Source organism: Chloroflexota bacterium (assembly GCA_018829775.1).
In the GTDB taxonomy this organism is placed as follows: domain Bacteria; phylum Chloroflexota; class Dehalococcoidia; order Dehalococcoidales; family RBG-16-60-22; genus E44-bin89.
Map to the genome: position 1 here is coordinate 18,816 of JAHJTL010000067.1, position 11,927 is coordinate 30,742.

At 50.5% G+C, this 11,927-nt stretch carries 12 protein-coding genes; 6 read left to right on the forward strand and 6 right to left on the reverse strand.

The window, feature by feature from the left end; all coding sequences use genetic code 11:
* Window positions 1-66: 66 nt before the first annotated feature.
* The 3 genes from KKD83_06550 (at window position 67) to KKD83_06560 (ending at window position 3,048) form a co-directional block, all read left to right on the forward strand.
* Complete coding sequence (locus KKD83_06550; protein MBU2535806.1) at window positions 67-942, forward strand: EamA family transporter; 876 nt, start codon at window positions 67-69, stop codon at window positions 940-942.
* 147 nt (window positions 943-1,089) lie between these two features.
* Window positions 1,090-2,058 (forward strand): thiamine pyrophosphate-dependent dehydrogenase E1 component subunit alpha, encoded by a 969-nt coding sequence (locus tag KKD83_06555; GenBank protein ID MBU2535807.1) that lies wholly within the window; start codon window positions 1,090-1,092, stop codon window positions 2,056-2,058.
* 12 nt (window positions 2,059-2,070) lie between these two features.
* A complete protein-coding gene (locus KKD83_06560) occupies window positions 2,071-3,048 on the forward strand; it encodes an alpha-ketoacid dehydrogenase subunit beta (protein ID MBU2535808.1) in 978 nt (325 codons plus the stop codon).
* 19 nt (window positions 3,049-3,067) lie between these two features.
* Here the strand turns inward: KKD83_06560 and KKD83_06565 are convergent, their stop codons facing one another.
* A complete protein-coding gene (locus KKD83_06565) occupies window positions 3,068-4,213 on the reverse strand; it encodes a DUF362 domain-containing protein (protein ID MBU2535809.1) in 1,146 nt (381 codons plus the stop codon).
* 176 nt (window positions 4,214-4,389) lie between these two features.
* Between KKD83_06565 and KKD83_06570 the strand changes: the two genes are divergently transcribed.
* Window positions 4,390-5,601, forward strand: a complete 1,212-nt coding sequence (locus tag KKD83_06570) for a mandelate racemase/muconate lactonizing protein (protein MBU2535810.1) — start codon at window positions 4,390-4,392, stop codon at window positions 5,599-5,601.
* A 60-nt stretch (window positions 5,602-5,661) separates the two neighbouring features.
* On the opposite strand, the gene KKD83_06575 is transcribed toward KKD83_06570, so the two are convergent.
* Entirely contained in the window at window positions 5,662-6,564 is a 903-nt protein-coding gene (locus tag KKD83_06575) for an amidohydrolase family protein (GenBank protein MBU2535811.1), read from the reverse strand.
* A 52-nt stretch (window positions 6,565-6,616) separates the two neighbouring features.
* Window positions 6,617-7,183, reverse strand: a complete 567-nt coding sequence (locus tag KKD83_06580; GenBank protein ID MBU2535812.1) for an HDIG domain-containing protein — start codon at window positions 7,181-7,183, stop codon at window positions 6,617-6,619.
* A gap of 163 nt (window positions 7,184-7,346) precedes the next feature.
* Here KKD83_06580 and KKD83_06585 point away from each other — a divergent pair, with 163 nt between their 5' ends.
* Complete coding sequence (locus tag KKD83_06585; GenBank protein MBU2535813.1) at window positions 7,347-8,504, forward strand: UxaA family hydrolase; 1,158 nt, start codon at window positions 7,347-7,349, stop codon at window positions 8,502-8,504.
* Window positions 8,505-8,515: 11 nt separating this feature from the next.
* On the opposite strand, the gene KKD83_06590 is transcribed toward KKD83_06585, so the two are convergent.
* Genes KKD83_06590 through KKD83_06600 form a run of 3 tightly spaced genes read right to left on the reverse strand, consistent with a single transcriptional unit; the run spans window position 8,516 to window position 11,437 of the window.
* Window positions 8,516-9,676 carry an alanine racemase gene (locus KKD83_06590; protein MBU2535814.1) on the reverse strand — a complete coding sequence of 387 codons (1,161 nt, stop codon included), beginning with the start codon at window positions 9,674-9,676 and terminating at the stop codon, window positions 8,516-8,518.
* Between the two features lie 6 nt (window positions 9,677-9,682).
* Window positions 9,683-11,110, reverse strand: a complete 1,428-nt coding sequence (locus KKD83_06595) for an NADH:flavin oxidoreductase (GenBank protein ID MBU2535815.1) — start codon at window positions 11,108-11,110, stop codon at window positions 9,683-9,685.
* 12 nt (window positions 11,111-11,122) lie between these two features.
* Complete coding sequence (locus KKD83_06600; protein MBU2535816.1) at window positions 11,123-11,437, reverse strand: hypothetical protein; 315 nt, start codon at window positions 11,435-11,437, stop codon at window positions 11,123-11,125.
* A gap of 149 nt (window positions 11,438-11,586) precedes the next feature.
* On the opposite strand from KKD83_06600, the gene KKD83_06605 reads away from it, so the two are divergent.
* Window positions 11,587-11,927: RidA family protein (locus KKD83_06605; protein ID MBU2535817.1), on the forward strand; the 341-nt coding region annotated here is incomplete at its 3' end.

Genomic DNA, 11,927 nt, shown 5'->3' on the forward strand with positions numbered 1-11,927 from the left:
TTATGTTAAACGAGCGTTGAGGGCTGCTTTGCAAACGTACGCCACGGATATTATACTGATTCCATTATGACCGGACTTGCGCTCGGGTTAATCCTCCTGTCAGCCATTGCCCACTCCACCTGGAACCTCCTGGCCAAACGCACCACGAACCAGGAACTATTCATATGGTGGACACTTATATCCATCAGTATAATCATCTCCCCTTTAGCCATCATTCTCTTTTTACGATACCCCATCGTCTCTCCCGGCTGGTGGTTTGTTCTGGGCACCGTCATATTACATGCCCTGTACTTTGTGCTGCTGGGGCGCAGCTATGCGCATGCCGACTTCTCTATAGTCTATCCTATTGCCAGAGGCATTGGCCCGGCATTTGTGCCAATACTTGGCGTACTTATATTACGAGAGACTCTAACACCATTCGCCGTAATCGGAATAATTATAGTCATCATAGGCATATACACCGTTTACTGGTGGGGTCGAATTCAGCAGTTGCTGCGCGACCCTCTCAGGCTTTTTCGGGAAACCGGGGCAAGATACGCCATACTCACCGGGCTGGTCAATTCCGTGCAGTCGGTATGGGATAAAGTGGGTGTCCAGTATGTCAATCCGTTCCTTTACATGTACCTGCTGGCGCTTGGAGGGGCTATAGTGCTTGCGCCGTATATGATTCGCTACCACGGCATGGGAGCAGTCCGAATCGAGGGGCGAAGAAATCTCAAAATCATCCCTGTGGCCGGCCTGCTCATGTTTTGCGCCTACGGGCTGGTCTTGCTGGTCATGCAGTTCACACAGGTGAGTTATATCATCCCGGCGCGGGAAATTGGCATAGTTTTCGGTGTTATTCTCGGGGCAATCTTGCTGAAAGAGTCGTTTGGCAGAGGACGGATTATCGGCTCCTGCTTAATCGCCCTAGGCGTGTCACTTATATCTGTAGCCCGATGACCATTGCTATCCGTGGAGAGCTGATAGACCAGAAAACCTTTCTATCTTTTCTGCCGGGATATTGCATATAGCTGTAACAAGCCCATTTTCCCTTTTAATTGGTGAGTGATATAATTCGACGCAGCGATGACTTCAAGGAGGACTGTTATGGATATTGAAAGAGATAAACTACTGGATATGTACCGCATGATGGTCCGAATTCGGACTTTCGAGGAACAGCTGGCGAAAGACTTTGCCGACGGGAAAATACCCGGATTTCTGCATTTAAGCGTGGGGCAGGAGGCTAACCCTGCGGGTGTATGTGCCAACCTGAGAGCCGATGATATAATCACCACCAACCATCGCGGACACGGGCACGTAATCGCCAAAGGTGGCAACCAGTATTCCCTGGCCCCGTTGATGGCTGAAATATATGGTAAGGGGACCGGCTTAAACAAGGGTAAAGCAGGCTCTCAGCATCTCAGTGACCTGGATGTTGGTGTCCTGGTTGCCGAGGGGATTCAGGGCACCGTGCTCACACTTGCCGTTGGGGCGGCTCTCACCGCTAAATTCAAGAGCACAGACCGGGTTGCCGTCGCTTTCATGGGAGACGGGACATTGAATACGGGGAGATTCCATGAGGGAATGAACATGGCCTCGGCCTGGAAACTGCCCCTAATCTGCTACTGCGAAAACAACCTGTACGCCGAGACGACGAGCATTTATGACTCCACGAACCTGACCGACCTCACGGATAGGGCCGCTGCCTTTGCCGTGCCCGGCGTAGCCGTCGATGGCAATGACGTAATCGCCGTTTACGAGGCAACCGCCGAAGCCGTGGCCCGCGCCCGGAAGGGTGAAGGCACCACCTTCATAGAGGCCAGAACCTGCCGGCAGCGAGGCCACTTTGAGGGAGACCCGCAAATCTATCGAACCAGAGAGCAAAAAGACGAGTGCCTCAAGATGGACCCGATTCCGAGATTCAGAAACAAGCTTATCGAAATGGGTGTCCTGACAGATGGTGCGGCAGATAAAATCCACCAGGAAGTGGCGGCGGAGGTCGATGAAGCCGTCAGGTTTGCATCCGAAAGTCCATATCCTGCGCCGGAAGAAGTCCTGACGGACGTCTACGCTTAGGGAGGTAAAGAGATGCGAGAAATAACCTATCAGAAAGCGATAAACGAAGCGGTCGACGAGGAGATGGCGAGAGACCCTGCGGTGATATTGATGGGCCAGGATGTCAGAACATGGGGTGCCCCGCTGGGCGAATTCAAAGGCTTATATGAAAAATATGGGGAAAGGGTGCTGGACACCGGAATTTCGGAAACAGCGATGCTGGGAGCAACCGCAGGTTCAGCCGCCACGGGGATGAGGCCAATCGTACATATAATGTTCGGCGAGTTTCTGGGCGTTTGCATGTCCGATATAAGATGTGCGCTTACCAAAACGAGATACATGACCGGTGGGAAGACCAAATTCCCGGCGACCATCATGACCTATACCGGTGCCGGCAGGTCGGCGGCTGGAGAACACTCTGCGTGTCCTTACAGCATTATGATGGCTACTCCGGGACTCAAAATCGTCGTGCCAGCAACCCCTTATGATGCCAAAGGACTGATTAAATCAGCCATCAGGGAAGATAATCCCGTACAGGTCTTTTACCATGTCGGCCTGATATTCAGCAAAATGACCAGTGAAATACCGGATGAAGATTTCACCATACCTATTGGAAAAGCGGATATCAAGAGAGAAGGTAACGATGTTACCGTTGTGGCCATAGGACTCATGGTTCACCGGGCGCTCGCCGCCGCCGACAAGCTCCAGGAGAAGGGCATAAATATAGAAATTGTCGACCCCCGAACACTGGCACCGCTGGACAAGCAGACCATCATCGATTCGGTTAAAAAGACGGGCAAACTGGTGATTATGGATGAAGAGCCCAAGACGGAGAGTGCGTCGTCCGAAATCGCAGCCATTGTCGCTGAGGAGGCTTTCTACTTTCTCAAGGCCCCAATAAGACGGGTATGCGCGCCAGATACGCCCATTCCGTTCAGCCCGGCTCTTGAGAGGGCCTGGATGCCGGATGAGGAGAACTTAATCGAGGCGGTCACCGAGCTGGCGGGCTGAAGTTTTAATCGTAATTTCGTTAACGGGAGAAAATCCTGCCCAGCAGTGGATTCTGTATGGTTACGGCTCCTTCCGGGCACAATTCCTGGCAGCAATAACAACGGATACAGCGGTCATATTTATATTTCGGCGGCCTGGATTCATCACCTGTATGCCAGTCGACGGCCCTGGGCTTGACGGGACAGAGTTTTACACATGTGCCGCAGTTGGTACACAGCCTTTCATTGATAGTCGGTCGGGGGCATATCTGGTTCCTGAGGAAAGTCCTCATAAAACCGCTTGGTACCGGGACAGGCGGCTTGCGAACCACGTCAAAATCCCTGGCAATGAATGATTCTATGCTATCGCCGATAACTTCAATGTTCTGCTGATGATACGTTCCAAGCCCTGCCCTTTCGCCTGCTTTCGACGTCGGCACGAATGCGGGGTCCAGGTCAATGATTCTGCAGGCTACGGAATCCAGGGCAACAGGGTCGCTGGAGAACAGCAGGACGCCCAGTTTTTTGGGCTTCCCGCTTCTAGGCCCGTTCCCCTCCATGGCCATAATACCATCCATGATATACAGACGTGGTTTTATAAGCGTATTCAAATCGACGAGCATGGCAGCGAAGTCATACGGGTCGGGCATCTTTACATGAAACTGGCTTTTCAGGAGACCGGGGATACAGCCAAATTGATTCTTGACGGCTCCGGTGAACCGGGTCAACCCATGCGTTTTCAGCTTAGGCAGGCTTATCAGACCGTCTGAAACAAGGACCCCGTTAGCCAGAACAAACCTCTTGTTCAAAAGCGCGTCTCTATGGGTAACCGCCTTGCCTTTATCAAAATCGGCCAGTATTATGCCCAGCTCATCGGCCACCTGCTTCAAATCGGCTCTTCTCGCATTGCCTTCGCACTTCCCAAAACCCGAAGAATCTCCATAGGACACGTTGGCCCCGGCTTTTTTCGACATCATGCCTACCGCCTTGAAAACCGAGGGATACGTTGTGACACACTTTTGGGGATTTGTGCCGAGCAACACATTGGGTTTGACTACTATATTCTCGCCAGGCTCTATGAAGCGTGAAATTCCTCCTAGAAGATTCACCCCGGCTTCGACAGCCTCACGTACCTGCTCTTCATCATAGGTATCGCATCCAATCAAGGCAACAGTCGATTTACCCATTTTTATTAACGTCGGCTCCCTGACAGCTTACTATTCAGACAAGATAAATTGCGCAATTTTCTTGACGGTTATTATGGCATAATAATATAACTTGTTCTGATAACTCAAGCGGGGCAGCGAATTGCACAGGCAATGTCGTATAATGTAATATCACCGCGAAAAGGGGGAGACAGATTATGAAAATAACAAATGTGCGGATTCGCGAGTTATCCGGGACTATTCAGTACCCGGACGATTTCTGGCAGGAACGTCTTCGCATGCCGACGGATATCTATCCCAAGTTCAAAGCTCGGACTGCCAGAGATGTCTACGGCGGTTGGAAATTCATTTCTGAAAGCGGGGACAAGCAAAAGGTAAGAAATGTCTTCCTCGAGATCGACACAGATGACGGTGTCAGGGGCATTTCTGGGCCTATCAACTGGCTTGCGCCGGCTTTCTATATAGATACGCAGCTCAAGCCTATCCTTATCGGGCAGGACCCCTTTGCCACCGAACTCATCTGGGACCAGATGTATCGCACTGCCATTCACGGGCGGAAGGGCGACAATATGCACGCCATCAGTTACGTTGACGTAGCCCTGTGGGATATCAAAGGCAAAGCACTGGGACAACCGGTATACCGGCTTTTGGGCGGTCCGACCCAGGAAAAAATACCCGCCTATGCCAGCGCCCTTGGCTTCTCCATTGAACCGGATAAAGCCAGAGAGAAGGTCAAGGAATTTCGGGCACAGGGCTTCACCGGCACCAAGTGGTTTGTTCGTGAAGGCCCCACCGACGGGCCGGAAGGAGAACGTAAAAATGTGCAACTGATGAAAGCACTGCGTGAGGCTGCCGGTCCCGATATGAAAATAATGATTGACTGCTGGAATAGCTGGGATGTCCCTTACACTCTCAAGATGGCGGAGCTGATGGCAGAGTATCAGCCTTACTGGTTTGAGGAACCGGTACTGGCCGACCTGCCCGAAAGTTACGCGCGTTTGAGGGCGGAGTGCCCGGTTAAAATAGCCGGTGCTGAGCACGAGTATACCCGCTGGGGCGCCAAAATGTTGATGGACATTGGCGCATGCGATGTTTACCAGTTGGACCCGGTATGGGCCGGCGGCATCAGTGAACTGGTTAAAATATGTACTCTTGCTTCAACATACGATGTCCAGGTAATACCTCATGGATGTATGCCTCACATAAATGCTCAGGTGTCTTTTGCGCATAATGTAGTGCTCGTACCCATGATGGAATATTTAGTCGTTCTAAATGAGATGTGGCAGCACTTCCTCAAAAATCCTCTGAAACCAGTCGACGGCTTTTTCAGCCCGCCAGACAGGCCCGGCATCGGTATCGAACTGGATGATAGCAAGATAGAATCGGAACGAGAATTGAGCTGGGCATAAAAAGCTGGATAGCCTTGCTCCGCCGTCTTAGGTTTACCAGCAATAATATTCGAATAAGTTTTATTTTGACTTCCAGAAACGCAAAACGTTTTCAGAAAGAAAACCATTAATATCTTCACCGGTAAGCGGAGCGTAACCCTGCGCTTCCAGGTCATGACTCAACCCTTCTTTGATATACGCGATTTCCCGCTGCAGTAAATCTATATATTCATCAACGTTTTCACCGACATAGTCTGAGCCATAAAACACCCGGTCGAGAACGCCGTATTCCCTCGCCATAGCCAGGTTCCTGGCCAATAACTGGCGTCTTCCCCGGCCAATGTATGGGTCGATGAACATGGCGAAATCGGTATACACATTCGGAGAACGGGCCATTATGCAGAGAAGCTCCTCTGTCCATGGGTAACCCATATGTTCAACATCGAACCTCAGTTCCGGGAAATCAATGGTCAAATCATCCAGCAAGGTTATCTGGCAATACTTCAACGGGCAATTCCTTGGCGGCCCGAACTGGTGCGAATGGTGAAAATATATGGCTATATCCAACTCGATCGCTTTCTCGTAAAAGGGATATATTCGTTTGTCATTGGAATAATAATGGCCATAACCCGGGGTCAGCAGAAAACCCTTTATGTCCTTTTCCGTTACCAGCTCGTTCAGCTCTGCCAGCTGTGCCGTATTCAGACGGTCTTGTGCGTCAAGTGGCTCCGCAGCGGCAAATGATATTATCCTTGTTGGTGCCAGTTGGTGCAGCTCCGCGGAAAGTGCATTTGAACCCAGCCACATCCCCCTGACGCGTTCCATTGACTGCGACATTGTTTGGAACCGAGATACCCCTATCTCGTCCAGCCGTCTCAGCAGTGAATTTATATCGAAGCCTTCGATATCTTTGACACCCTTCTTTAGATGATCGATTGTGGCATGTTTCTGGTACATATGAGTGTGGCCATCAATAATCCCCATCTTGTTTCCTCCAGTCTTACGTCTCATCAGCACCACGCGGAATTTTGAGGCGCTAGAGCCCGATTCGCTCGGACACTTCCCGCATTCCCAGGATTACGTCGCCGATTAAATCCGTCAGTTCCACGCCTAACATCTCGGCGCCTTTTTCAATTAGGGGACGATTCACCCCGGCAGCGAAGGACTTGTCTTTCCATTTCTTCATTACCGATTTTGTCTCCAGGTCCCCGACACTTTTTGATGGGCGAACGATCGCCACCGCAGTAATGAGCCCGGTTAACTCTTCGACGGCATATAACACTTTTTCCAGGTTAGTCTGCGGCTCGATATCATTGCATATACCCCATCCGTGGGAGGCAACCGCACGCACAAATTCCTCCGGCCAATCTCTGCCTCGCAGTATATCCTGTGCCTTGGCACAGTGCTGTTCCGGAAATTCTTCATAATCCAGGTCGTGTACCAGCCCAACGATAGCCCATTTCTCCTCATCTTCACCCAGCTTTCGTGCCATGTAACGCATCACTCCCTCAACCGCATAGGAATGTTTCAACAGACTGTCGCTCCTAACGAATTCTTTAAGTAGAGACAGCGCTTCATCATATGTAGGCAAATATTCTGACATTTTACTACTCCTTTCAATTAAAGGCATTTTAGAGCAATGGCCAACTGCTTTCAAGGCGCTGCGGTCTCTTTTTATATGAATGTGTTTTATGATATTCTTTACATTATTTACCAGGATGTTTAAATTAGAATATAAAAGACAAAGCAGATAAAGGCAGCGAACCATGAAATTCAGAGGGTACAGAAGAAGTAACGGTAGCGTAGGGGTGCGAAACCACGTACTGATTTTTCCCACCACGATTTGCGCTTCAACCGTAGCACAGACTATCAGCAACGAGGTAGCCGGTACCGTCAGCGCCGCTCATCTACACGGCTGTGGGCATCTTGGTGAGGAAAAAGAACACATGGTCAGGTCCATGGCCGGCTTTTGCAGTAACCCTAATGTGGCCGGTGTTTTATTGGTCGGACTCGGCTGCGAATCGCTCACTCCGGCACTAATCGGCGAAGAATTGGTTAAAGCCGGACAGAGATTTGAGACGGTCAGTATTCAAGAGGCAGGAGGCACCATAAACTGCATAGATAAAGGTAAGAAACTGGCTGAACAGCTTCTTGCCGAGGCAATGAACGCTCAACGGGAACTGGTTGATGTCGGGGAACTGATTATGGGCACTAACTGTGGTGGCTCAGATGCCGCTTCCGGAATAACGGCCAATCCATCACTTGGCGTGGCCTCCGATTTACTGATAGCACAGGGCGGCACCGTAATTCTCTCGGAGACACCCGAAATGATCGGGGCGGAGCATATTCTGGCGAGGCGAGGCGCAGATAAAGACACTGGAAATCGTATCCGGGAAGCGATTTCGACTACAGAGGGTAATATCAAAGCTATGGGCGTCGACGTCCGCGGAGACGAGCCGTCACCAGGAAATATAGCCGGCGGCCTGACCACACTGGAAGAAAAATCGTTGGGCGCTATCCTCAAAGGTGGTTCCACACCTGTCGTTCAAGTAATTAAATACGCCGAGAAACCATCACGAAAAGGATTAATCGTAATGGATGGGCCGGCTCATGATGTGGTCTGCAATACAGGCATGATAGCGTCTGGAGCTCAAGTTATCGTGTTTACTACCGGACGAGGCACTCCCATTGGCTCACCTATTGCCCCGGTTATAAAGGTATCATCCAACGCTGCGCTTTATAAGATGATGGAAGACAATATGGATATAAACGCTGGGGAAATAATAGAAAGTACAGAATCGATTCAAAGCGTCGGCGAGAAAATATTTGAAGAGGTTATTCAAGTTGCTTCCGGCAAGTCGACCAAGGCCGAGATACTGGGCCATCGTGAGTTTGCCATAAACGCCCTTATACCCACTGTGTAAATAGAAAAGCTCTAGCTGCCGCGTCCTCGCCCGGTCATTGAGATTATTTTCTCCACCTTACCATTCCTGACGCCGTATAATTCATCGTGCATGTTAGTTACTATGAACGGGTTATTGGGGATAATCTCCAGCCGCTCACCAAGTCCCAGTTTCTTCTTTGGGTCCGTATAAAATACGCGCGCTGATTCAGCGGCCACTGCCCCAAGCCAGAGGTCAGGTCTGCCGCGTATCCTTCCATAGCTGGGCTTCCCCTCCCATAAAAAGTCGGGCCTATCCTGAAAGGCCAGGAGAGGGTCTGAGCCAAGAGTCTTTGAGCCGGCGTCAACAACGGCGTGTCCAGAGTGGGAAGTACTCATTACACCGGCAAGTATGGTGAGGGTACAACTGTCCTCGGTACCGGCAAAGCGGCGCATATGTAACACGCTGCCTATAATACAGCTGCCGGGGTGGATTTCGTTTATTTCCGGGAATTTGCCTTGCTTTATATAATTGCAGGCGGGACGATATGTAGGCGATGACCCAATGCTGACATGGTGAATAGGGAGACCCGCTTTTTTCATCATTCTGGCCGTTTCCGACATCGCCGTGGCAACTTCATAGGTCAATTCATTAGCTCCCTCAGGTGTATCGCCGCCGTAAACTTCATGGGTGTAAATACCTGTCAAATCTACCCCCGGAAGCGACGATATTGCTTCTGCTATCTGCAGAGCTGGCCTGCCCGGTGGAACGCCGTACCGGTCGCCGCCGGTTTCAATTTTGAGCACTACCGGCACCTTTCGGCCTACCGTCTGACCAACTTCAGAGATTGCTTTAGCCTGTTCCACCATGTCCACAATCAGAGTTAATTTGAGGTTGGGTTGGCCGAGCAACCCTTTCAGTTTGGCCATTTTAAGTTGCCCGAAAAATGGGTGGGCAACCATAATGTCATCGAAACCTTCTGCGGCAAATACCTCAGCCTGGTCGATAGTCCCGACTTCTATGCCGCAGGCTCCGGCTTCTACTTGTAACCTCGTAATGAAGGCACTTTGATGAACTTTAATGTGAGGCCTCAGAAGCACCCCGGCTTCAGCTGCCAGACCGGACATTTCTTTAATGTTCGCTTCCAACTTGTCCAAGTCCAATAGAACGCAAGGGGTATCCAGAGACGGGTAAAGGCTTTTTGACGCTGCCATGAATGTTTACCTCTTTCTTTTCAGTTCTCTCAACTGCTGGTATTCCGGACGATTTCGGTAAAAGTCATCCAGAGTGTAGCAACCTGAAACCATACCGTTGCGCGGGGCAGTCAGGCAGTCCCCGCAGGTACGGCATATCAACTGGTATTTTAACGCTCTCCCGGCAAGTATGTCGGCGATAATGTCCGGGTAGCATAACGACATCCGCCCGATTCCCACAAAGTCCGTCATTCCATCGCTTATGACATTTTGCGCCACATTGGGCAACCACTGCTGCAGGTAAGAATAGCCGCTGCCGACGTAAGCTAATTCGGGGCGCTGGCGTTTTAATTCGGCGGTTATTGAAATCAAACGGTTCACTCCAATGAGCGGGTCTTCCGGCGGTCGATATGCGTCTAACAATGGTGAGAAGTAAGGTCGCAGGATATGAGCATTATAACCGGAACCGGCTGAGATACATACCAGTTTGATATCCAGTTTGAGCAGTAAATCCAGAAAAGCCAGCGGCTCGGCAAGGTCTATGCCCAGCCCGGTGCCGTCACCGCCAAATGCATAGAGATATTTACCACCACTGAATTCAGACGGCTCACCACGTCCGTCCGCACCTCGCTGAAAAGGTACGAAATCGAAGGCGCTGAAACGAACCGCGATGTCCAACCCCGGTGCCTCTGCCCGAATGCCAGCCACGATTTCCCTCAGAAATCTGGCCCTGTTTTCTAAGCTGCCCCCATAACGTCCGGGACGCTCCACAGCGCTCAAGAATTCGTGACCGAGATAGCCGTGGCAATGCTTTATATCGACGAAATCAAATCCGGCTTGCTGCGCCAGCTTTGCCGCCTTAACGAAATCTTCTATTAGCTGTGCAATATCATCGTCAGTCATCAACGGCGTGTCGCTGGTCGCCCCAAATCTCTGGTCCAGAAGAGGGTGATGGTAGAGAATTTTGGGCTCAGGACGCTTCATATCATGTGGTTTGGAAACCCGCCCCGAATGGGTCAGTTGTAAACCAACTGATAAGTCGCTACTGCGGCTGAAATGCTCTTCATGAGTTTGCACCAGCAGTTCTCGCATTTCAGCAACCTCACCCACCGTCTCTTCGGATATCATTAACTGATTCGGACTCCCCCTGCCATCCGGGCGGACAGCTGCGGCTTCCCCGCCAAATATCAATTTCGCGCCACTGAGTCCGAAACGCTGCCAGCGCCGCCTGGTCAGCTCCGTCGGGCGTCCGTCGGTAGTGCTGTCCCAGCCTTCCATTGGAAGTATGGCAAAACGATTCCCGATTACCCTGTCACCGAGGACATAGGGCCTGGCCAGCGGTGAATCCGGTCCTGATTTTACTTCTTTATCAAAAGGCAGGGACACCCCGATTTGATTTACATAGCGGGTGAAGTCGTCAGTGCTTTTAATGGCAACAATATTCCGCATGGCTATACCACCCTTGTTTTAGTCCAGCGCTATCTCTTCAAATTCCACAATCAGTCTGTCCGGCTGGAACCGCTTCAGCACTTCATCGGCAGGCGCGTCGATAAATCGCTTTAGCGCACGCTCACAGCTCTCGACGTTTTCAAAAACGGACTCGGATATGCCGTAAATATCGTTGTTATTGAGCCTCTTTATGACCCTGTTTATAGTGTACTGCTTCAATTCCGGACGAGCCAGGTTCTTGAAATTGGTCGCATGTTCCGTGCGCCACAACTCCCACGTTTCGTCAGGGTCATACCCCGGTTTAAGCCGTATCACTCCCATAAACTTAACCATGGCAAACCTCCTTTTCGATGTAAAAGTATATCATCTATATGATTAAATTTAGCGAGCCAAGGATATATATTGCCAAGTATGCTTCATTTCTGTAATCGCTGTCAAAAATGGATTATAGTTACAAAAAGAAAAGGAAGGAGTTAAAAACGATGAAAAAAGAAGGTATTTCACCTGAACGCATATTTGAGCCCATGGGCTGGTCACACGCCATAAAGACGGGTAATACTATTTACCTCGCCGGCATGGTGGGCTTCGATGAGCATCGAAATATCGTGGAGGGCGGCTTTGAAGCTCAGACGATTAAAATTTTCGAAAACATTAAACTCGTTCTTGAGGCGGCAGGAGCCTCTCTAGAGGATGTAGTCAAGTTAAACATCTATGTAACGGATATGGACAATATCGTCAGATTCAGAGAAATCAGGTCCCGCTACTTCAGCCCTCCCATGCCCGCCAGTACCGGTGTCGAAGTCTCAAAGTTGATACTCCCTGA